Source organism: Mesorhizobium sp. KR9-304, from assembly GCF_040049215.1.
Classification (GTDB): domain Bacteria; phylum Pseudomonadota; class Alphaproteobacteria; order Rhizobiales; family Rhizobiaceae; genus Mesorhizobium_K.
Window position 1 is genome coordinate 159,522 of the sequence record NZ_JBDZDN010000005.1, and the last position, 20,282, is coordinate 179,803.

Annotated in this window: 18 protein-coding genes; 12 read left to right on the forward strand and 6 right to left on the reverse strand. The window is 64.7% G+C overall.

Annotated features, from left to right (window positions below; all coding sequences use genetic code 11):
* Positions 1-101 precede the first annotated feature (101 nt).
* Genes ABLE71_RS22615 through ABLE71_RS22645 form a run of 7 tightly spaced genes read left to right on the forward strand, consistent with a single transcriptional unit; the run spans position 102 to position 7,693 of the window.
* Positions 102-1,268 carry a CaiB/BaiF CoA-transferase family protein gene (locus ABLE71_RS22615; RefSeq protein WP_348785742.1) on the forward strand — a complete coding sequence of 389 codons (1,167 nt, stop codon included), beginning with the start codon at positions 102-104 and terminating at the stop codon, positions 1,266-1,268.
* Complete coding sequence (locus tag ABLE71_RS22620) at positions 1,265-2,587, forward strand: MmgE/PrpD family protein (protein ID WP_348785743.1); 1,323 nt, start codon at positions 1,265-1,267, stop codon at positions 2,585-2,587. The genes ABLE71_RS22615 and ABLE71_RS22620 overlap by 4 nt, the downstream gene beginning before the upstream one ends.
* Complete coding sequence (locus ABLE71_RS22625; RefSeq protein ID WP_348785744.1) at positions 2,587-3,744, forward strand: acyl-CoA dehydrogenase family protein; 1,158 nt, start codon at positions 2,587-2,589, stop codon at positions 3,742-3,744. The genes ABLE71_RS22620 and ABLE71_RS22625 overlap by 1 nt, the downstream gene beginning before the upstream one ends.
* 20 nt (positions 3,745-3,764) lie before the next feature.
* Entirely contained in the window at positions 3,765-4,613 is an 849-nt protein-coding gene (locus ABLE71_RS22630) for a MaoC family dehydratase N-terminal domain-containing protein (RefSeq protein WP_348785745.1), read from the forward strand.
* Positions 4,610-5,449 carry a CoA ester lyase gene (locus ABLE71_RS22635; RefSeq protein ID WP_348785746.1) on the forward strand — a complete coding sequence of 280 codons (840 nt, stop codon included), beginning with the start codon at positions 4,610-4,612 and terminating at the stop codon, positions 5,447-5,449. The genes ABLE71_RS22630 and ABLE71_RS22635 overlap by 4 nt, the downstream gene beginning before the upstream one ends.
* Positions 5,446-6,915, forward strand: a complete 1,470-nt coding sequence (locus ABLE71_RS22640) for an aldehyde dehydrogenase family protein (protein WP_348785747.1) — start codon at positions 5,446-5,448, stop codon at positions 6,913-6,915. Before ABLE71_RS22635 ends, ABLE71_RS22640 begins: the two co-directional genes overlap by 4 nt.
* Positions 6,916-6,943: 28 nt before the next feature.
* Positions 6,944-7,693 carry a glucose 1-dehydrogenase gene (locus ABLE71_RS22645; protein WP_348785748.1) on the forward strand — a complete coding sequence of 250 codons (750 nt, stop codon included), beginning with the start codon at positions 6,944-6,946 and terminating at the stop codon, positions 7,691-7,693.
* 118 nt (positions 7,694-7,811) lie between these two features.
* Here the strand turns inward: ABLE71_RS22645 and ABLE71_RS22650 are convergent, their stop codons facing one another.
* The 6 genes from ABLE71_RS22650 to ABLE71_RS22675 form a co-directional block, all read right to left on the reverse strand.
* On the reverse strand, positions 7,812-9,302 hold the full coding sequence (locus tag ABLE71_RS22650) for a sugar ABC transporter ATP-binding protein (protein WP_348785749.1): 1,491 nt from the start codon (positions 9,300-9,302) through the stop codon (positions 7,812-7,814).
* On the reverse strand, positions 9,299-10,393 hold the full coding sequence (locus tag ABLE71_RS22655) for a hypothetical protein (protein ID WP_348785750.1): 1,095 nt from the start codon (positions 10,391-10,393) through the stop codon (positions 9,299-9,301). The genes ABLE71_RS22650 and ABLE71_RS22655 overlap by 4 nt, the downstream gene beginning before the upstream one ends.
* Positions 10,386-12,488 carry an SMP-30/gluconolactonase/LRE family protein gene (locus ABLE71_RS22660; RefSeq protein ID WP_348785751.1) on the reverse strand — a complete coding sequence of 701 codons (2,103 nt, stop codon included), beginning with the start codon at positions 12,486-12,488 and terminating at the stop codon, positions 10,386-10,388. Before ABLE71_RS22660 ends, ABLE71_RS22655 begins: the two co-directional genes overlap by 8 nt.
* A 96-nt stretch (positions 12,489-12,584) precedes the next feature.
* The gene (locus tag ABLE71_RS22665; protein WP_348785752.1) at positions 12,585-13,592 is read right to left on the reverse strand and encodes a sugar ABC transporter substrate-binding protein; all 1,008 of its coding nucleotides are present in this window, start codon (positions 13,590-13,592) and stop codon (positions 12,585-12,587) included.
* A 59-nt stretch (positions 13,593-13,651) separates the two neighbouring features.
* Positions 13,652-14,596, reverse strand: a complete 945-nt coding sequence (locus ABLE71_RS22670) for an ABC transporter permease (RefSeq protein WP_348785850.1) — start codon at positions 14,594-14,596, stop codon at positions 13,652-13,654.
* 507 nt (positions 14,597-15,103) lie between these two features.
* Positions 15,104-15,502, reverse strand: coding sequence for a hypothetical protein (locus ABLE71_RS22675; RefSeq protein WP_348785753.1), 399 nt, complete (start codon positions 15,500-15,502; stop codon positions 15,104-15,106).
* A 15-nt stretch (positions 15,503-15,517) separates the two neighbouring features.
* Between ABLE71_RS22675 and ABLE71_RS22680 the strand changes: the two genes are divergently transcribed.
* From ABLE71_RS22680 to ABLE71_RS22700, 5 genes are read left to right on the forward strand one after another with little or no spacing between them, the layout of a single operon-like run.
* The gene (locus tag ABLE71_RS22680; RefSeq protein ID WP_348785754.1) at positions 15,518-16,306 is read left to right on the forward strand and encodes an SDR family oxidoreductase; all 789 of its coding nucleotides are present in this window, start codon (positions 15,518-15,520) and stop codon (positions 16,304-16,306) included.
* Complete coding sequence (locus ABLE71_RS22685) at positions 16,303-17,292, forward strand: thiamine pyrophosphate-dependent dehydrogenase E1 component subunit alpha (RefSeq protein ID WP_348785755.1); 990 nt, start codon at positions 16,303-16,305, stop codon at positions 17,290-17,292. Before ABLE71_RS22680 ends, ABLE71_RS22685 begins: the two co-directional genes overlap by 4 nt.
* Position 17,293: 1 nt before the next feature.
* Positions 17,294-18,268, forward strand: coding sequence for an alpha-ketoacid dehydrogenase subunit beta (locus ABLE71_RS22690; protein WP_348785756.1), 975 nt, complete (start codon positions 17,294-17,296; stop codon positions 18,266-18,268).
* A gap of 9 nt (positions 18,269-18,277) precedes the next feature.
* Entirely contained in the window at positions 18,278-19,063 is a 786-nt protein-coding gene (locus ABLE71_RS22695) for an enoyl-CoA hydratase-related protein (RefSeq protein ID WP_348785757.1), read from the forward strand.
* A 7-nt stretch (positions 19,064-19,070) separates the two neighbouring features.
* A complete protein-coding gene (locus tag ABLE71_RS22700) occupies positions 19,071-20,282 on the forward strand; it encodes a dihydrolipoamide acetyltransferase family protein (protein WP_348785758.1) in 1,212 nt (403 codons plus the stop codon).

Here is a 20,282-nt window from a genome sequence, read left to right on the forward strand (position 1 = left end):
GCCATCACGCAAAACGCTATACCCGCCATTACTTATTCATATTTGACTTCACACCCCCCTCGGCGACAGTTCGACCCATCTTGAAGAAGCAAGGACGGGTCATGAGCGGCGAGCTGGAGGGAACGATCGTTGTCGCGCTGGAACAGGCGGTGGCAGCGCCACTGGCAACCTCCCGGCTGGCCGACGCCGGCGCGCGTGTCATCAAGCTGGAGCGTCCCGAGGGCGATTTCGCACGCGGCTATGACGACTATGTGCTCGGCCAGTCGTCGTATTTCGTGTGGAACAACCGCGGCAAGGAATCCTGCACGGTCGACCTCAGGCAACTGGAGGACCTGGCGCTGGTGGAGAGGATGATCGCGGGTGCGGACGTGTTCGTGCAGAACCTCGCGCCCGGCGCGACCGAAAGGCTGGGCATCGGCAGTGCCGCGCTGCGCCTGCGCCACCCTCGCCTGACCGTCTGCGAGATCATCGGCTTCGCCACCGGCACGCCCGACGAGCAGCGCAAGGCCTACGACCTGCTGATCCAGGCCGAGACGGGGCTTTCCGGCATCACCGGCTCCGGCCTGTCGGGGCCGACGCGGGTCGGCATCTCGATCTGTGACATCGCCACCGGCCAGGCGGCCTATGCCGCGATCCTGCAGGCCCTGCTCAAGCGCGAGAAGACCGGCCAGGGCTCGCATATCCAAGTGTCGCTGTTCGACACCATCGCCGAATATCTCAACGTGCCTTATCTCGGCCGCCGCTATGGCGGGCGCGAGCCGCAGCGCCTCGGCCTCGCCCACCCTTCCATCGCACCCTACGGCGTGTTCAGCGCCAGTGATGGCGACGTGCTGATCGCGATCCAGAACGAGCGCGAGTGGAAGCTGTTTTGCGAGCACGTGCTTGGCAATGCCGGCCTTGCCGACGACCCCCGCTTCGATCGCAACATGATGCGAGTGCAAAACAGGATCGAACTCGACCGCAACGTGCAGGCGGCGGTGGCGCGGCGCACCGTGGAGGGACTATGCCGCCTGCTCGACAAGGTGCGCATCGCCTATGGACGGATCTCGACCATGGAGGATTTGATGGCGCATCGAAGTGCAACGACAGCCTCCGTGCAGACTCCGGCCGGACCAGTCGAACTGCTGGCGCCGCCGGTCGTCCTCAATGGCCGCCGGCCGGTGCTTGGCAGGGTGCCGGCACTGGGCGAGCACAGCCAGTCGCTGCGCACCGAATTCGGCGGCGCCGGCAATGGCCGCGAGACGCTCGCGGGAGCGGTCGAATCATGAGCCTGACTCGAGACCTGATCCGCCTCATTCGCGCCAAACCGCGCGACAGGCTGGACCTCGACCAGGCGGCGCTCTTCGTGCTCGACACGCTGGCCTGCGCGCTCGGAGCGCTGAACACCGAGCCGGCCCGCATTCTCAAAGCAATCGCGCCGTTGGAGACCGCCGACACGCCACGCAGCGCTTTCTATTTCGGCGGGCTTTCGCACATCCTCGAAATGGATGATCTGCATCGCGACTCCGTCACCCATCCGGGCTGCGTCGTCATCCCGGCAGCACTTGCCGTCGCCGCGCGCGACGATCTCGGCGGGGTCGCCTTCCTGGAAGCGGTGCTGGCTGGCTACGAAGCCTGTTGCCGCGTCGGCATGGCCGCCGGCAAGGCGCATTACCGGGTCTGGCACGCCACATCGACCTGCGGGCCGTTCGGCTCCGCCATGGCGGTGGCCGACCTCATCGGCCTGTCCGAGGACCAGGCCGTATGGGCGCTGGGCAATGCCGGCACGCAATCCTCCGGCCTGTGGCAATTCCTCGAATCGGGCGCCATGAGCAAGCATCTGCACACAGCCCGCGCCGCCGAATCCGGCGTACTCGCCTCGCTGATGGCGGCGCAGGGTTTTACTGGGCCTGACGAGATCCTGGAGGGCAAGAAAGGCTTCTTCGTCGGGCTCTGCCCGGACCCGCTTCCCGAAGCGGTGACGGCCGGGCCGGAGCGGCCTTGGGAATTGACGCGAACCTCGATCAAACCCTGGCCCTGCTGCCGCCACACGCATCCCTCGATCGATGCAGCGCTTTCCCTGCACGATGAGATCGGTGGCGCTGAAATCGCGAAAGTCACGATCGGCGCCCATCAGGCCGCACTCGACGTCTGCGACCGTCATCAGCCGCAGGATCCCTATAGCGCCAAGTTCTCGCTCCAGCATTGCGTGGCGGCGGCGCTGACCGACGGCGCGGTCGTGCAGTCGAGCTTCGACACGAGCGCCCGCACCCGGCTGGCCTCTGCCCGCGCCAAAGTTGAGGTCGGGCTCGCCGCCGGCATCGACGCCGCTTATCCAGCCTCCTGGGGCACGGAATTGAGCGTCGAAACCAATGATGGGCGCCGCTTCACCACAGCACGTCGCGACGCCAAGGGCGATCCGGAAAATCCGGTCACCGCGCTGGAGCTCTCCGCCAAGGCGCGCGCGGTGTTGGCAGACGGCGGCATCGGAGAGAACCGCGCCGAGGCGTTGATCGCCGCCGTGCTGGCGTTGCCGGACGACGCGCCGGTCCGAGCGCTCGACCTGTTCCCCAACGACAAGGGCGGGCCCGACGCCCGGTATCAGTGATGTCCGAAGCGCAAGACCACAAGGATATCCGCGACGCGGTGCACAAGCTGTGCGAGCGGTTTCCGGGAGAGTACTGGCGCAAGCTCGATGCCGAGCGCGCCTATCCGGCCGAGTTCGTCGACGCGCTCACCGAAGCCGGCTATCTGGCGACGCTGATCCCGGAAGAATATGGCGGTGCCGGCTTGACGCTTTCGGCCGCCGCGGCGGTGCTTGAGGAGATCCAGCGCTCCGGAGGCAATGGCGGCGCCTGTCACGCGCAGATGTATGTCATGGGCACGTTGCTGCGGCACGGCAACGAAGCGCAGAAGCAGCGCTATCTGCCGAAGGTGGCGAGCGGCGAATTGCGGCTGCAGGCATTCGGCGTGACGGAACCCGGCAGCGGCACCGACACGAGCTCTTTGCGCACCTTCGCGCGGCGCGACGGCAACCACTATGTCGTCAGCGGCCAGAAGATATGGACGAGCCGGGCTGAGTATTCCGATCTGATGCTGCTTCTGGCGCGCACCACGCCGCGTGACCAGGTGGCCAAGCGTACTGACGGCCTCTCGGTCTTCATCCTCGACATGCGCGAGGCGACCGGTAACGGGCTGACCATCCGGCCGATCCGCACGATGATGAACCACGCCACCACCGAGGTCTTCTTCGACGATGTGCGCGTGCCGGCGGAGAACCTCGTCGGCGAGGAAGGCAACGGTTTCCGCTACATCCTCTCCGGCATGAATGCCGAGCGCATCCTGATCGCAGCCGAATGCGTGGGCGACGCCAAGTGGCTGATCGAAAAGGCGTCCCGCTATGCCGGCGAGCGCAACGTCTTCGGCCGGCCGATCGGCGCCAACCAGGGCATCCAGTTTCCCATCGCGCGCGCCTACGCCAATATGCGCGCGGCCGAGCTGATGGTGCGGGAAGCAACGCTCCTCTACGAGCAGGGCAAGGATTGCGGTGCCGAGGCCAACATGGCCAAGATGCTCGCCGCCGATGCCTCCAACGAGGCAGCCAATGCCTGCATCCAGACGCATGGCGGCTTTGGCTTCGCCGAGGAATACGACATCGAGCGCAAGTTCCGCGAGACGAGGCTCTATCAGGTCGCTCCGATCTCCACCAATCTCATCCTTTCCTTCCTTTCCGAGCATGTGCTCGGAATGCCCCGCTCCTACTGACGACATCGGAGACCACAGCGATGTCCGATCATTTGCCTGGCCAGCTCGCAGACTGGATCGGCCGCACCAGCCGGTCGCAGGACGTCGTCACCGAGCGGCTGGATGCAAGCTTCAGGGCCGTGCTGGCCCCCTATTTCGCTCCGGTCTCCGACGGACAGGTCCCTCTCGGCCTGCACTGGTGTCTTTGCCCTGCAATAGCTGAGATGACCGAGCTTGGCTCCGACGGGCACCCGGCCAAGAACCGCGACCTGCCGCCGGTTCCGCTGCCGCGCCGCATGTGGGCCGGCGGCATGATTGAGACGTTCGACGCGCTGCGCGTCGGCGACGCAGTCACGCGCATCTCTACCATCAGCGACGTCACGCACAAACAAGGACGCAGCGGTGAACTCTGGTTCGTCACCGTAACCCACCAATACGAGACCGTTCGCGGGATCGCGATCCGGGACAGGCAGGATATCGTCTATCGCGGTGCGGCAGACCAGAGCCCGGCAAAGGCCAGCGCACCTATCGCTCCACCCTCACCCAGTCCAAGCAACCGGCACTGGACCATGCAGACCTCGCCGGTGCTGCTGTTCCGCTATTCGGCCATCACCTTCAACGGCCACCGCATCCACTACGACCATCCTTATGCCACCGGCGTAGAGGGTTACGACGGCTTGGTCGTGCACGGACCGATGCAAGCGACATTGCTCTTGAACCTTGCTGCGGTGGAAACCGGCCGGACGCCACAACGCTTCAGCTATCGCGGCGTCGCGCCAGCCATCGCCGGCGCCGAGTTGATGGTCTGCCGCGATGCCAACAATGCGCAGGACTACTGGACCGAGAGCGACGGCAAGCTGCACATGAAAGCGAAAGCCGAATTGTCATGACACCGGCCAGCCAAGGGCGGATGCACGGACTTGCCGCAGTGGTGGCTCCGTTGTTCGTGCCGGCAAGCCGGCCCGACCGTTTCGCCAAGGCGGCGACCTCGGGAGCCGATGCGATCATCGTCGATCTCGAAGATGCGGTGCCGGCGAACCTGAAGGACGAGGCGCGTGCCAATCTCGGCACGATTTTCGGGCTTGCCGTTCCGGCTTTCGTACGCATCAATGCCGAGGGAACGCCCTGGCACGAGGCCTACCTTGACGCGCTCAGCGCGCTTGGCATCAGACGCATTTGCGTTCCCAAGGTCGAAGACGCCGACGTTCTCGGTCGCATCGCTCAGATCGAGACGGCCGCAGGCCTTGAAGGCGCGCAGGCGATCGCGCGACATCCGCAGGTGTCGCAACTGGCATTCGGGCCGGCCGACTTCTTTCTCGACATGGGCATGCTTGCTTCTGCCGAAATGACGCGGCACGTCCTGTGCCGGCTTGCCATCGCCAGCCGTGCCGCCGGCATCGCGGCCCCGCTTGACGGCCCCGCCTTCACGATGGGCGACGCTGCCGTGCTGGCAACGGAATGCCTGACAGCGGTTGCCTGCGGCGCTGGTGGCAAATTGTGCATCCATCCCGCGCAGCCGGGCGCCGTTCTCGAGCATTTCCTGCCCGGTGCATCGGAAGTCGAGTGGGCTCGGCGTATCGTCAGTGAGGGCGGCGACGACGGCGCGCGGGTCGTGCAAGGCCAGATGATCGACGCGCCGCTAATCGCAAGGGCGCAACTTGTCTTGCAGCGCAGCCGTGGACGCGGCACCCAGATGGCACGGCACAATCAGGAGATCCGGACATGAATGACAAAACCAGCCAGGCGCCGGTGCAGAAGGCGAAAGGCGTGTTCATCGACAATCAGTGGCGACCAGCCAAATCGGGCCGCGTTATCGATGTCTATGCACCGGCCGAAGGCGCGGTGTTCGCGCAGATCGCGGCGGGCGGCGCCGAGGACATCGACGCTGCCGTACAAGCTGCCCGTCGGGCCCATGAAGGCGCCTGGGGCCGGCTGACGGCGGTCGATCGCGGTCGCCTGCTGTCGAAGCTTGGGCAGTTGATCCTCGACCACGTCGACGAACTCACCCTGATCGAGGCGCGCGACACCTCCAAGCCCTTGCGGCAGGCTCACGCCGACATCCTTGCCTGTGCGCGCTACTTCGAATTCTTCGGTGGCGCGGCCGACAAGTTCCATGGCGAAACGATCCCGTTCATGAACGGCTATTTCGTCGCCACCGAGCGCGAGCCGCATGGCGTGACCGGCCACATCATCCCGTGGAATTACCCGGCGCAGATGTTTGGCCGCACGCTGGCGCCGGCACTGGCGACCGGCAACGCCACTGTGCTCAAGCCGGCCGAGGACGCCTGCCTGACTCCGCTGCGCATTGCCGAACTCGCCGCCGAGGCCGGCTTGCCCGAGGGCGCGCTGAACATCGTGCCGGGCATTGGCAGCGAAGCCGGCGCTGCCTTGATCTCGCATCCGGGCGTCGATTTCCTGTCCTTCACCGGCAGCCCGGAGGTCGGTGTCATGGTGCAGACCGAAGCCGCCAAGAACCATATCACCTGCACGCTGGAACTCGGTGGAAAATCACCGCAGATCGTCTTCGACGATGTCGACCTCGACGCTGCTTTGCCCAGCCTGGTCAACGCCATCGTGCAGAATGCCGGCCAGACATGCTCGGCCGGCTCCCGCCTGCTGGTGGAGAAGAAGGCCTATGACCGCGTGGTCGAAGCGGTCATCGCGCGCTTTTCGACGCTGAAGGCCGGGACGCCGGAGATGGACCTCGACCTCGGCGCGCTGATCAATCCGCGCCAGAAGAAGCGGGTCGAAAGCTTCTGTGCCAGGGCCGCCGATGATGGCATTCCGCTGCTCGCGCAAGGCAGTGTCGCCGACGGCGCACCGCAAGCCGGCTATTTCGTCGCGCCGAAGCTCTACGGGCCGGTGCCGCGCGCCAACACGCTGGCACGTGACGAAGTGTTCGGACCGGTGCTGTCGGTGATCCCCTTCGACGACGAAGCCGACGCGATCGCCACCGCCAACGGCACGGATTTCGGCCTGATCGCCGGCGTCTGGACGCAGGACGCGAAACGCGCCACGCGTGTCGCCCGCAAGGTTCGCGCCGGCCAGGTCTATGTCAACGCCTATGGCGCCGGCGGCGGCATCGAGCTGCCCTTCGGCGGCGTGCGCAAGTCCGGCCATGGCCGCGAGAAGGGCTTTGCCGCCCTGCACGACTTCACCACGATGAAGACCATCATCGTCAAGCACGACTGACAGACACCAAAAAAGTGAGGAGACGACAATGAGACTGAACGGCAAGAGTGCATTGGTGACCGGAGCAGCGTCTGGTTTCGGCGTCGAGATCGCGGCGACCTTCGCGCGCGAAGGGGCGAAGGTCGTCATCATGGACCTCAACGGCGATGGTGCCGAAGCGACTGCCAAGTCGATCGGCGCGTCGGCGCGCGCCATCAAGGGCGACGTCACCAAGGCGGCCGACATCAATGCCGCCGTCGCGGCGACGATCGACTTCGGCGGCAAGATCGACATCGTCGTCAACAATGCCGGCTGGACCCACCGCAACAAGCCGATGCTGGAGGTCACCGAAGAAGAGTTCGAGCGCGTCTACGACATCAATGTGCGCTCGATCTTCCACATGTCGCGCGCGGTGGTGCCGCCGATGCAGAAGCAGCGCGGCGGCGTCATCATCAACATCGGCTCGGTGGCCGGCATCCGCCCTCGCCCCGGCCTCAGCTGGTACAACTCCACCAAGGGCGCGGTGAACCTGTTGTCGCGCTCGATGGCGGTGGAGTTCGCGCCTAACAACATCCGCGTCAACTGCGTCGCACCGGTGATGGCCGCGACCGGCCTGATCGAGCAGTTCATGGGCGTTCCCGACACCCCGGAAAACCGCGCCCGCTTCATCGCCACCATTCCGCTCGGCCGCTTTTCGACGCCGCGCGACATTGCCAATGCCTGCCTCTATCTGGCATCGGACGAAGCCGACTTCGTCACCGGCGTGGTGCTGGAGGTCGATGGCGGCCGCACCGTCTGATCCGGTTCGAAAGGCCAATGCAAAACCCCCGGATCGATCATCCGGGGGTTCCTTTTTGGAAGGCGGTGCACGGCAAATGTCGGCGGCGACATGATGTGCCGGCGCCGTTGGAATCCGGTCAGTGCACGGCGGCGTACATCAGCTTTTCCTCTGTCGCCTCGATCGGCGAGAACTCCTCCACCACCTTGCCCTGGCGCGCCACCAGCAGGCGATCGGAAAGCTGCATCACTTCAGGCAGGTAGGATGAGATCACCACCACGGCCTTGCCCTCGTCGGCGAGCCGATTGATGATCTGGTGAATCTCGGCGATGGCGCCGACATCGACGCCGCGCGTCGGCTCATCGAAGATGATCAGCTCCGGCTCCTGCACCAGCGACTTGGCGATGACCGCCTTCTGCTGGTTGCCGCCTGACAGTTCGATGACGCGCGCACCCTTGCTGACGGCGCGCACCTGCAGCGATTTCACCCATTTGTCGCCGACCTTATCGACCTCGCTGCCCTTCAGCCAGAACTTGCCGCGCAGTTTGGCGAGCAGGCCGATGAAGATGTTCGACTTGATCGACATGGTCTCGAAGAAACCTTCGATCTTGCGGTCCTCGGTGATGTAGGCGACGCCATCGCGCACGCTTTGCGCCGGCACGCGGTAGCGCACGCGCTTGCCTTCCAGGAACACCTCGCCGCCATTGGTGTAGTCGCGCTTGATCGCGCCGGCGACAACCTTGAAGGTCTCGGTGCGGCCCGAGCCGACCAGCCCGAAAATGCCGGTGATCTGGCCGGCGAAGACGGACAGCGAATTGTTCTTCACCACATTGCCGACACGCAGGTTGCTGACGCTGAGCACACGCCGACCGGCCGGCCGTACGGTGGTCTTGCGAGTGCCGTAGAGTTCCTGCGACAGGGTGCGGCCGACCATCGCCTGGACGATGCGGGCGCGGTCGAAATTCGCTGTCTGGTCGGTCACCACCAGCCTGCCGTCGCGCAGGATGGTGATGCGGTCGGAGATCGACAGAGCCTCCTCCAGCGCATGCGAGATGAAGATGACGGAGACGCCACGCTGCTTCAACGTGTTAACGAGTTCAAAGAAGTGGGCCTTCTCTTCCGGCGTCAGCGTGGCGGTCGGCTCGTCGAAGACGACAATGCGTGCCTTAAGCAGCATGGCGCGGGCGATCTCGACCATCTGCTTCTTGGCCGCGCCCAGCGAGCCCACCAGCACGGTCGGATCGACCTGGAAGCTCAGCGACTGCATGAACTGCTGGGCGGCGATGTTGATGCCGCGCACGCGGTTGAAGAAGCGCTCATTGCCGAGGAAGAGGTTCTGCGCCACCGTCATCGACGGCACCAGGCTGGTTTCCTGGAACACCATGGCAATACCAGCCGACAATGCTTCGGACGGCGTGCGCAATGCAATGTCCTTGCCGTCGAGCAGGATCGTTCCCGATGTCGGCGCGACAACGCCTGCGATCATCTTGGTGAGCGTCGACTTGCCGGCGCCATTCTCGCCGAGCAAGGCGTGGACCTCGCCCTTCATCAGGGCGAAATCGATGCTCTCGACAGCGGCGACGCGTGCATAGACCTTGGTCAGTTGGCGCAGTTCGAGGATCGGGCTCATTCGTTCGTCCCCTTCGCCCATGCCGATTGGATGTCCGACGCCGAAAGCCGCAGCACGCGGCCGGCGCCCTTCGACAGCAGGAACAAATCATCGCCGCGCTGCACGACGGCGACAATGCCGTGATTGCGGCCGCCGGTGCGGCTGTGAACGGAATAGAGCGGCAGGAAATCGGCATTGAAGCGCACCGCCAGTCCATAGGAACGCGGCGGCGCCCATGGCTTGAGGATGCCCATCTGCTTGACGCTGCCGCCCTGCAGCGGTTCCATGTAGTCGTCGCCGGAGCTGAGCGCCGGAGCGACCCAGTATTTCGGCTCGATGCTACGCATCATCTCATGCCGGTAGTCGTCCTCCTGCAGAACGAATTCGACGAGCTGCGTACGGCAGGAAAACAGCGTCAGCCAGAAGCCGCCATCCTGCGTCGGCGCGAGCCGCGACGGATAGCCCGGCAGCGCTGGAACGGCGACGCGGGCGCGGCCGTTTTCGATGACGCTCAACCGATGCCGCCAGCTTTCGCTGACCAGGATACGTCCCCGCGCATCGGCCATCGCGCCGAAGGCATAACCAAGACCGGAGCCCAGCGTCGTGGTGCGGCCGGAAGCAGTGTCATGGCGCAGCAGCCGTCCTGTCCGGCCGCCTTCCATCAGATCGTGGCTCCACTGGGCGTACGGGCGGCTGGCCGAGCCATCGGCTATCAGCAATCCACCATCCGGCGTGGCGGACAGCGCATTGACGGAGACGAACGACTTGCCGTCGGCGCTGTCCAGCGTGCGCCCGCCGATGACGACCGCATTGCTGAGGCCAGCCGCCAGCTCACCGCTGGAGGTGAAGGCAAGCGCCGTCACCGGTTGGTCGAAATGCGCCGCCACGGTGAAGTCGCCGGCGTCCGATAGCTTCAGCACGTCCTGGCCGCAGGCCGCGTAGAGCGTGTTGTCGGGACCCAATGCCAGATCTTCGAGACCCTGGCGCTCGGCAACGATCGTGGCGATCTCGATCATGTTGTTCGGCTTCAGAGCGCCGTCGAGGATCGGCACCGAGAGGCTGGAGCCACGGCTGAAGACTGACGAGATCAGAGAGGAGACAGCATCAAACATGGTAGCGCCCGCTCGACATGAATTCGGGATCGGCGCCATCCACCTTGACCCTGCCGATGCGGTTGTTGGAAATGCCGCCTATGTACAGATAGCCCTTATGCTCGCGCATGGAGGTGATCATCGGGTGGTTGGCGCCGCCGAGGTCCCACAGGGCGTCGAGTATTTCGCCTTTCTCGTTGAACTTGACGATGCAGCCGGTGTTGATGTTGGGCGCCAGCCACTCGTCGCCGGGCAGGCGCTTGGACATGCGGCGGCGGAAGGCCGGCTTGCGCATGGCGAGATCGAAGGCGGGGCTGCGCATGCCCATCAGCGCCAGCCAGTAATTACCGTCGGAGGCCAGGTTGATGTTGTCGGGGTAACCGGGCAGGCTGGCGATGACGGTTTCTGTCTTGCCTGCCTTGGGCCCGTCGAACCAGTAGCGCTTGATCGAACAGTTCCAGCTCTCGGCGAAGATGATCGACTGCTTGTCCGACGCCAGCACGACACCGTTCGGGAAGATCAGGTGCCGGAGCACGGTGTGCGTCTTGTTGGTGCGTGGGTCGTAGCAGATGATGCGGCCATTGCCGCGACCTTCCAGGCTGTCGGTTGGCCATTCATGCATCTCGTAGCGGATCGTCGCCTCGGAGAAATAGACGCGGCCGTCGGGCGCGATGTCTAAGTCGTCGGCGAGGCGCAAACGGCTGTCGTCGACCACCGACAGCAGCGACCGGTTGGTCTCGTCGGTGACTTTTTCGACCGTGCGATCGGGCCTGACACGATAGAGGCCCATGCCGCCGATGCAGACATAGAGCGTGCCGCCGGCATCGAAGGCCATGCCGAGCGGCTGGCCGCCGATGCGCGCATAGACCTCCCGGCGTTTGTAGTCGGGCGCGAAGAAACGGATGATCTCGCCGTGGCGGCTGCCGCAATAAAGGTTGTCATCCTTGTCGAGGATGACGTCTTCCGGCGACTCGACCTCGCCAAGGCCGATGGTCTCGACATTGCGCAGCCTGTCGTTGAGCGCGAAGGGCGAAGCGGCATCCGTTGGCGGCGACTTCGGCAGTTCCAGATAGGAGGGGCTGACATACAACTCCTGCACCGCCTTGTGGCGGTTCTTGAACCAGCGGATGTCGAGCATGGCGGCCAGCAGCAGGATCGTCGCCAGAATGACGCGCGAGGAGCCTGCGGGCGTGGCGAGCCGCAGTAACCCGTTGCTGATGATCAGGATGATGAGCGTGCCGAGCACCGCCTTGGTGACCGAGCCCTTGCCGCCGCCAAGCCGGATGCCGCCTAGGATCGCCGCGGTGAGCACGGTGATCTCGAGACCCTTGCCGGTGTCGGCGCCGGGGCTGGCGAGACGCGAGGCGTAGAAGATCGCCGAAATCGCGGCGAAGACGCCCGACGCGACATAGGACATGGCAACGACGCGGTTAACCGGCAGGCCGATATTGTAGGCCGAGCGGCGGTTGCCACCGATGGCCATCACATACCAGCCGGGGCGCAGGCGGGTCAGGAAGATGTGACTGGCAATGGCAATCACGGCGAAGACCCAGACCACAGCGGGGATCGACAGGAAATCGCCATTGCCGAGAAAATCCCAGGCGGGCACGTCGGGGATGACGGACGAAATCGCCACCGCGAGCTGGAAGTTCAGGAGGTCGTGGATCGCCTTGTAGACAATCAGCGTCACCATGGTGGTGAGGAAGGCGCGCATCCTCATATAGCCGATCAGCACGCCATTGACGGCGCCGAGCACGGCGCCAAGAAGAAGCGTGATCGCGATGGCTGCAGGGGCCGGCAGGCCGAGCACATTGATGCAATAGAGCGCGGTCAGATTGCACAGCGCAAAGATCGAGGCGACGGACAGGTCGATGCCGCCGACAATCAGCACCAGCGACATGCCGAGCACGACGAAGCCCAGTTCGCTGGCCTGCCGCAGCGTGTCGGACAGGTTGGCGGGCGAGATGAAATTATCGATGCGCGAGCTGAAGAAGGCGATCGTCAGCAACAGCACCAGCAGCGGCACCGCCGTCTCCATCCACTGTTTCTGCAGCAGTTCGCCGAAGACATGGTCGGGCCAGTAACGGTACCGCAGTTTGGTAAGGGTATTGGACATGAAGGGGAAACGCCGTCTGCTTTGCGTGAACGAAAGACCCAGGTCGGGTGTTCCAGACGAGGGGCGCCATTGACGCCCCTCATCTGCGCGGTTGGCCTAGCGGATCGTGTCCAAGGTCCAGCAGAACTGGTTCTTGATGTTGGCCTTGTTGTAGATGACCAGCGGCGTGTAGAGGATGGTCTTGGTGGAGCCGACAGGGTTCTTGTCCTGCAGCGAAGACAGGATCAGATTGTTGAGGTCGCGCGCCTGGCCAGGCACGTCATAGCTGACATAGTGCTGCCACATGCCTTCCTCAATGCCCTTGCAGGCCAGCTCGCCGCCACCGCCAGAGGAGGAGACGAAGACCTGGTCGCTCTTGCCAGCTTCCTTGATGGCGGCCGCTGTGCCGACATCGGTGTTGTCCCAGACGCCGAGCACGCCGCAGAGATCGGGATGCTGCTGCAGCACGACCTGGGTGATCGACTTGGCCTTGGCGGATTCGTAGTCGCCGGTCGACTGGACGGACACCACCTTCACCTCGGGCGATTTGGTAAGGATGTTCTCATAGCCCTTCAGCATGTAGGCGGAGAATGGGCTGGAGGGCGGGCCAGCCAGCACCAGCACCTTGCCTGAGGTACCGCTGCCGCAATGGGCGACGACTTCCTTGGCCTGCAGCTCGCCAAGCTGCTCGACATCGGCGCCGACGAAGCCGGTGGTCAGCACATTGGTTTTCATGTTGAGCTGGATGACATGGATACCGGCCTGCTCGGCCTTGGCCAGCAGCCTGGCGTAGGACTGCACGTCGGGGTTCTGCACCACGATGACATCAGGCTTTTCGGTGATCAGCGATGTCAGCGTCTGCGCACCGGCAGCGGTGTTGAAATTGGAGTTGCGGACCTCGTATTTGTAGCCCAGCGCATCGGCTTGCCGCGACATCATCTTGGACCAGCCCTCGGTCAGGTCCAGCCCCATGAAGACCGGCACGAAGACGACGCGCTTGCCCTTGAGGTTTTCGTAATAGGCGGCGCGCGCCGGGTCGCTCATGCTGTTTTGTGCCTGTGCGGCACCAGTGAGCATGCTTGCCGCCATTGCGACGGCCAGCCCGATTTTCTTAAGTCCGATCATAGTCTCCTCCTTATGGTGTTTATTGGTGGATGTTCCCGGCTGAGCGCGTCAGCGACGCGTCAGATATCTCCCTGCTGGGCCGTCTCCTCGTTGCGCGGGTTGACGATGCTGTCGATGGAAAGGGCCGCCAGCAGAACCATGCCCTTGATCAGGTTCTGCATCTCGAACGACACGTTCATGATGGTCATGCCATTGACGATGGTGCCGATCAGCAGTGTGCCGATCACGACGTTGAGGACGCCGCCGCGGCCGCCGGAAAGGCCGATGCCGCCGAGCACGACGACGAGGATGACGTCGTAGATCCAGGTCAGGTTGAAGATGCGGGTGTCCATGCCGGCGGACGAGGCCGAAAGCACCAGTCCGGCGAACATGCCCACGACGCTGGCGATGATGTATTGCAGCACCAGGATGGGGCGCACCGAAATGCCGGCGATACGGGCGGCGTTGGGGTTGTCGCCGCTGGCGTAGATGAAGGCGCCAAGCCGCGTCCTGCGCATGAAGATGCCGACGATGATGGCCGCCACGATAAAGGCCAGCACCGAATAGGGAACGCCGAACAGGCTGCCCTGCCCGATCCAGCTGATGGCGGCAAGCTGCGCCGGCCAGGGCACGATCTCGTATTCGAACAGGCCGCTCTGGCCGATGCCGGCGACGCCGATGCCGACCGCCAGCGTGGTGAACAGCGACGGGATTTCGGCGTAGGCGATGAGGAAGCCGTTCAGCACGCCGATGGCGACGGCCAGTGTCAGGCCGCAGAGAAGCGAGGTTGCAATGCCGTAGTCCTTCGAAGCCAGCATCAGCACCACGGCGGAAGGCACGGCGAGCGAGGCGATCATCGAGAGATCGATACCGCGTCCGATGACGACCACCGCCATGCCAAGGCCGAGGATGCCGAGCACCGAGACCGTGCGCATGAGCGTCAGCAAATTGCCGAAGGTGAAGAAGCCCTTGAGCAGAATGCTGAAGGCTAGGAAGATGACGGCAAAAAGCAGCAGCACGATCATCTGCTGATCGAAGACGACGCCCTTGAGAAAGGATGAAGGGCTGCGGCCAGGTCCGGCCCCGACCGGCGCCTGCGCCTGACCGCTGTCGTTGAGTTCGGCTCCGCTCATCTCTCGCCTGCCCTGTCGTACCAAAAGAACGGTTCGCCGCGCACCTTGCCCCGGCTCGTCAGCTTTGCTGAGTGTGCCGTGCTTGCCCGGAAAGTTCCCGTTGACGGTGGCATGTCGGCAAAAGCCGATGATCTGGTCACGCTTCCACCCCTCTTTCCGGCCGTTTTTTCCTGAATTGTCCTGGCCACATGACGCGAACCGGCAATCTGTTGGCGAAACTGTCGCGAAGAACGCTGTGCAGATCAAAGACTGTGTTGGTTTGGCCGGTATAAGGAAACGTTCTGGCGACGGCGCCACAAGCCGTGCGTTCGTACAAGGCGGCAGCCTGAAGCGCTCGGGACGAGCCTCCTCGCGACTGGTGCGACGATGCCTGAAAGCCGGTAGCGGCCCGATGAAAGCTCATCCGACGCTCCTCCCGGGCGGTGACAAGATTTCAAAAACAGTAGCAGTGGCTCGGTTGGCGGTCAACAAAATTGACTGGTGATTCATAAACCAACCTTTTTTCGCTGATTGTACCGACATCACCGCTCTTGGAATTGCCGGCATATTGTTATCCGCGCGATCAGCTGTGGCACTCCGGCTGCCATATGTGGCCTCCTTGCGCCAACCCTGGTTCAAAATCGATCCATCGCCTCCAACCGGATCGATGGCGATAACGAAATCCGGCTTGACACGAAACTGCCAATTATTGACTATCGGTGCAATATTCAAAAATATCGCATGGGAGGAAACCTTGCGTCTGTTCGAACCCGCGACATCGGCGCCCTCTCCTTGCGAGGCTGCCCATTCCCTCGCCATACCGAGGGACCGGCCATGAGCCACCCTGTCGTCGTGGTCACCGGCGGTGCCAGCGGTATCGGCGCCGCATGCAGCAATGTTCTTTCCAGCGCCGGCTTCCATGTCATCGTTGCCGACGTCAACGAAGCGGCAGGCCAGCAGGTGGCGGCCGAGGTCGGCGGCGACTTTGTCGCCATCGATGTCGGTGATGCCAGCGGGGTCGATGCCGCGGCCGAGGCTATCGAGGCGCGCTTTGGCGCGGTGTCGGGGCTGGTGACCAGCGCCGGCGTCATCCAGGCGCCGCTGAGGCCCGAGGAACTCGGCCTCGATCTGTGGGACCGCGTCGTCCATATCGACCAGCGCGGCACCTATGTGACCTGCCTGGCCTTCGGCCGCCGCATGGCCGCGCGCAGCACCGGCGGCGCCATCGTCAACATCGCCTCCGTCGCCGGCTCGCGCTCGATGCCGCTGCACTCCTACGCGCCGGCCAAGGCCGCCGTCATCAGCATGACCGCCTGCCTGGCTTCCGCCTGGGGACGCGACGGCGTGCGGGTCAACTCCGTTTCGCCCGGCTATACCGCGACACCCGGCCTGCAGACCGAAATCGATGCCGGCCGTCGCGACGTGTCGCGGCTTACCGGCAACGCCCCTCTCGGACGCCTGGTTCAACCTTCCGAGATCGGCCAGGCGGTCGCCTTCCTGCTTTCGCCTGCGGCGTCCGCCATCTCCGGCGTCGACCTGCCGGTCGATTGCGGCTGGCTGGCCGGCTCGACCTGGGCGACCTATGGCGGGCTGCCGTCACTGCACCAGGATCGCGCCGGATGAAGCGGCCGGCGGCAGACAAGCATATTGGCGGCAATTCGCGACTGCTCGACCTCCACCGCACCATGCTTTTGGTGCGGGCGGCGGAAACGGCGCTGTCGAAACTGTTCGCCGATGGCGAGATCCCCGGCTTCATCCATTTGTCGCTCGGCCAGGAGGCGGTCGCCGCCGGCGTCTGCTCGGCGCTTGCCGCCGGCGACACGATGGCCACCACCCATCGCGGCCATGGCCATGTCATCGCGCGCGGCATCGATCTCGACGGTTTCTTCAAGGAGCTGATGGGACGTGAAGGCGGGCAGTGCAAAGGCCGCTCCGGCTCCATGCATGTCGCCGATATGAACCTTGGCATTCTCGGCGCCAACGGCATCGTCGGCGCCAGCGTGCCGCTGGCGCTTGGCAGCGCGCTGGCTCATCAGACCCGGCAGACCGGACATGTCGCGGTCGCCTTTTTCGGCGACGGCGCGATGGCCGAAGGGGCGTTGTACGAAGCGTTGAACATGGCCGCGCTGTGGTCGCTGCCGCTTGTCTCCGTCTGCGAAAATAATGGCTGGTCCGAATTCTCGCCGACGGCCCGGCAGTTCAAGGGCAGACTGGTCGATCTCGCCGGCGCTTTCGGTATCAGGCACATCCTGGCCGATGGCAACGATGCCGAAGTAACAGCGGAGGCAGCGCAAGAGGCGGTCGATCATGCCCGCGCGGCCGGGCCGGTCGTGCTGGAATGCATCACCACGCGTTGGCGCGGCCATTTCGAAGGCGACCCGCAGAAATATCGCGACGCCGACGAGATGGCGACGATGGCCGCCGGCGACCCCATCGGGCGCAGCCGCGCCAGGCTGGCCGAGATCGGCATCGCGGCATCGCACCTGGACATGATGGCCGCCGAAGCGGAAGCGTTGGTGACTGGCTGCGTCGATGCCTCGCGTGCCGATCCACTGCCGGATTTCGACGCCACCCTAGCGGATGTCTACACGCCGTTGGGGGCGCATTGACATGGCCGACAGCCGCTACGTCCGTGCCATCAACAAGGCCCTCTCTGACGCCATGGCGGCCGATGAGAGCGTCATCCTCATGGGTGAGGACATCGCCGATGCTGGTGGTTCGTTCAAGGCAACACGCGGCCTGCTCGAGCAGTTCGGCCCGATGCGAGTGCGCGACACGCCGATCAGCGAGAACGCCATCGTCGGCGCCGCGGTCGGTGCTGCGCTGAGCGGACTGAAACCGGTGGTCGAAATCATGTTCATGGACTTCGTCACACTGGCGATGGACGCGCTGGTCAACCAGGCCGCCAAGTCGCGCTTCATGTTCGGCGGCCAGGCCAGTGTGCCGATGGTGGTGCGGCTGCCGCATGGCGGCGGATTGAACGCCGGTCCGCAGCATTCGCAATGCCTGGAGGCGTGGTTTGCCCACATACCCGGCCTCAAGGTCCTGTGCCCGGCAACGGTGGAAGACGCCTACAGCCTGCTGCGGGCAGCGATAGACGATCCCGACCCGGTCGTCTTCGTCGAGAACAAGGCGCTTTACGCGATGGCCGGCGATCTGCCGGACCAGCCGGGCAAAGCCATGATCGGCCAGGCCCGCGTGGCGCGCGAAGGAAGCGACGTGACCGTGGTGACCTATGGCGCGACGCTGTTCAGCTGCCTGAAGGCGGCCGACGAACTTGTCGGCCATGGTATCTCGACGGAGGTCATTGACCTGCGTTCGCTGCAGCCCTGGGACAAGGAAACGGTGCTCGCTTCCGTTGCCAAAACCCATCGCGCCGTGGTGGCGCATGAGGCGGTGCGCAGCTTCGGCATCGGCGCCGAGATCGCCGCCGTGATCGGCGAAGAAGGGTTCGACGACCTCGATGCACCGGTCGGGCGCGTCGGCGCGCCGTTCATGCCAGTGCCCTTCGCCCGCTCGCTGGAAAGCCGCTTCATCCCCGACGCAGCCGCCATCCGGACGGCCGTCCAGGCCTGTCTCGTCTAGGAGCCGCCAATGCCCGAACCCACGATATTGCGAAGCACAAAGGGCCCGGTGGGCACGCTGACCATCAACCGGCCGCAAGCGCTCAACGCACTGGACATCGACACGCTGTTGGCCTTGGAGCGGGAACTGACGGCACTGGAAGCGGATGCCTCGGTGCGCGTCATCGTCTTCACCGGAGCCGGCGACAAGGCCTTCATCGCCGGCGGCGATATTGCCGACCTCAACTCCCGGCAGGGACTGGCCCACTATCTCGAATTCGCCGAGATCGTGCACCGGGTGTTCCGCCGCATCGAGCTCTGCGACAAGCCGACGCTCTGCGCCATCAGTGGCTGGGCGCTGGGCGGCGGCACCGAACTGCTGCTGGCCACAGACATTCGCATCGCCGCCGATCATGCCAGGCTCGGCCTGCCGGAGATCACGCTCGGCCTGTTCCCTGGTGCGGGCGGCTCGCAACGCCTCATCCGGCAGGTTTCGCCGTGCAAGGCGAAGGAACTGATGTTCATCGGCGACCGCATCACCGCCGCCGAGGCGCTCCAGCTTGGCCTGATCAACCGCGTCGTCGAGAAGGAACGGCTACTGGAGGAGACGATGGCGCTGGCCGAACGCATCGCAGAGAAGTCTCCGCTGGTGCTGAAACTGCTCAAGCGCACATTGGCCAACGGCGCCGACATGCCGCTGCCCGCGGCACTGGCGCATGAGCAGGCGATGATCGGCTTGGTGCTCGACACGCGGGATGCGCATGAAGGCTGCGCCGCATTCCTTGAAAAGCGGCAACCAACCTTCGAAGGCAGGTAGGCGCGGCATGGCCACCGACCTGCTGATGCCAAAGCTCGGCCTGACGATGACGGAAGGCGTGCTGCTGGAATGGAAGGCACGGCCGGGCGACGCAGTGGCCAAGGGCCAACTGCTCTATGTCGTCGAGACAGACAAGATCGCCACCGAGGTCGAGGCCGAGGCCGACGGCATTCTGGAAGCGCAGCTGGTGGCCGACGGTGAAACGGTCCCGGTGGGCGCAGTGGTCGGACGGTTGGCCGGCGCAGGCGAAGCCGGCACCACATCGCGCCAGGCAATGCCAGCTACAGCCGAGGCACCGATTGCGAAGTCGGCGGTGGCGCCGGGCCTTATCAAGGCAGCTGATCTGCCCAGCCAACAAAGCCGGAACTCGGAGCGCATCGTTGCGACGCCGCTGGCACGGCGCATCGCCAAGACAAATTCCGTCGACCTCGCGGGCCTCGCCGGCAGCGGACCGCGCGGCCGCATCAAAGCCATCGACGTCGAGCAGGCACTAAGCGCCCGGCCAGCGTCGATGCCGGCCACCGTAGCGGGCATCACGCGCTCAAAACCGTCCGCCACACAGGCGGCGATGGCGCGGCGGCTGGTCGAGGTGAAGCAGGGCGTGCCGCATTTCTACCTGTCCACCGAAATCGAGGTCACAGCACTTCTTGCGCTGCGGCAAACGCTCAACGCCGACACGGAGGCGGCGCGCCTGACGCTCAATCATTTCGTGCTCGCCGCCACCGGTCGGGCGCTGCGCGACAATCCGAACATCAACCGGGTCTGGGCGGATGGCGACTTGGTCGCCTTCGCCGATACGGACGTGTCGATGGCGATCGAAACCGAACGTGGGCTGCTGGTGCCGGTGATCCGCAATGCCGGCTCGCGCCCCTTCGACGCGATTGCGGCTGACGCGCGGGCGCTAGTGGAGCGCGCCCGCTCCGGCCGCCTCTCCGCCGCCGACATGGAAGGTGGCGCGCTCGCCGTCTCCAATGCCGGCATGCATGACGTGACCTGGGTGACCTCGATCATCAATCCCGGCCAGTCGGCCATTCTCGGTGTAGGCAGCGTGCGCAGCCTGTTCCGGCCGGATGGCGACGGCAGACCTGAGCTGCGGCGCGAATTGGGCATCGTGCTGTCGGCCGACCATCGCGTCCACACCGGCGTCGAGGGGCTCGCCTTCCTGTCCAGCCTGAAAGCCTATCTCGAAACCCCGATGCGGCTTTTGCGCCAAACATGA

Bases quoted from the DNA above. Each gene is read 5' to 3' on its own strand.
- ABLE71_RS22690 (WP_348785756.1), top strand. From the start codon at position 17,294: ATGGCCGACAGCCGCTACGTCCGTGCCATCAACAAGGCCCTCTCTGAC.
- ABLE71_RS22615 (WP_348785742.1), top strand. From the start codon at position 102: ATGAGCGGCGAGCTGGAGGGAACGATCGTTGTCGCGCTGGAACAGGCG.
- ABLE71_RS22670 (WP_348785850.1), bottom strand. From the start codon at position 14,596: ATGATCGTGCTGCTGCTTTTTGCCGTCATCTTCCTAGCCTTCAGCATT.
- ABLE71_RS22620 (WP_348785743.1), top strand. From the start codon at position 1,265: ATGAGCCTGACTCGAGACCTGATCCGCCTCATTCGCGCCAAACCGCGC.
- ABLE71_RS22685 (WP_348785755.1), top strand. From the start codon at position 16,303: ATGAAGCGGCCGGCGGCAGACAAGCATATTGGCGGCAATTCGCGACTG.
- ABLE71_RS22625 (WP_348785744.1), top strand. From the start codon at position 2,587: ATGTCCGAAGCGCAAGACCACAAGGATATCCGCGACGCGGTGCACAAG.
- ABLE71_RS22665 (WP_348785752.1), bottom strand. From the start codon at position 13,592: ATGATCGGACTTAAGAAAATCGGGCTGGCCGTCGCAATGGCGGCAAGC.
- ABLE71_RS22650 (WP_348785749.1), bottom strand. From the start codon at position 9,302: ATGAGCCCGATCCTCGAACTGCGCCAACTGACCAAGGTCTATGCACGC.
- ABLE71_RS22640 (WP_348785747.1), top strand. From the start codon at position 5,446: ATGAATGACAAAACCAGCCAGGCGCCGGTGCAGAAGGCGAAAGGCGTG.
- ABLE71_RS22635 (WP_348785746.1), top strand. From the start codon at position 4,610: ATGACACCGGCCAGCCAAGGGCGGATGCACGGACTTGCCGCAGTGGTG.
- ABLE71_RS22700 (WP_348785758.1), top strand. From the start codon at position 19,071: ATGGCCACCGACCTGCTGATGCCAAAGCTCGGCCTGACGATGACGGAA.
- ABLE71_RS22660 (WP_348785751.1), bottom strand. From the start codon at position 12,488: ATGTCCAATACCCTTACCAAACTGCGGTACCGTTACTGGCCCGACCAT.
- ABLE71_RS22655 (WP_348785750.1), bottom strand. From the start codon at position 10,393: ATGTTTGATGCTGTCTCCTCTCTGATCTCGTCAGTCTTCAGCCGTGGC.
- ABLE71_RS22680 (WP_348785754.1), top strand. From the start codon at position 15,518: ATGAGCCACCCTGTCGTCGTGGTCACCGGCGGTGCCAGCGGTATCGGC.
- ABLE71_RS22695 (WP_348785757.1), top strand. From the start codon at position 18,278: ATGCCCGAACCCACGATATTGCGAAGCACAAAGGGCCCGGTGGGCACG.
- ABLE71_RS22630 (WP_348785745.1), top strand. From the start codon at position 3,765: ATGTCCGATCATTTGCCTGGCCAGCTCGCAGACTGGATCGGCCGCACC.
- ABLE71_RS22675 (WP_348785753.1), bottom strand. From the start codon at position 15,502: ATGGCGAGGGAATGGGCAGCCTCGCAAGGAGAGGGCGCCGATGTCGCG.
- ABLE71_RS22645 (WP_348785748.1), top strand. From the start codon at position 6,944: ATGAGACTGAACGGCAAGAGTGCATTGGTGACCGGAGCAGCGTCTGGT.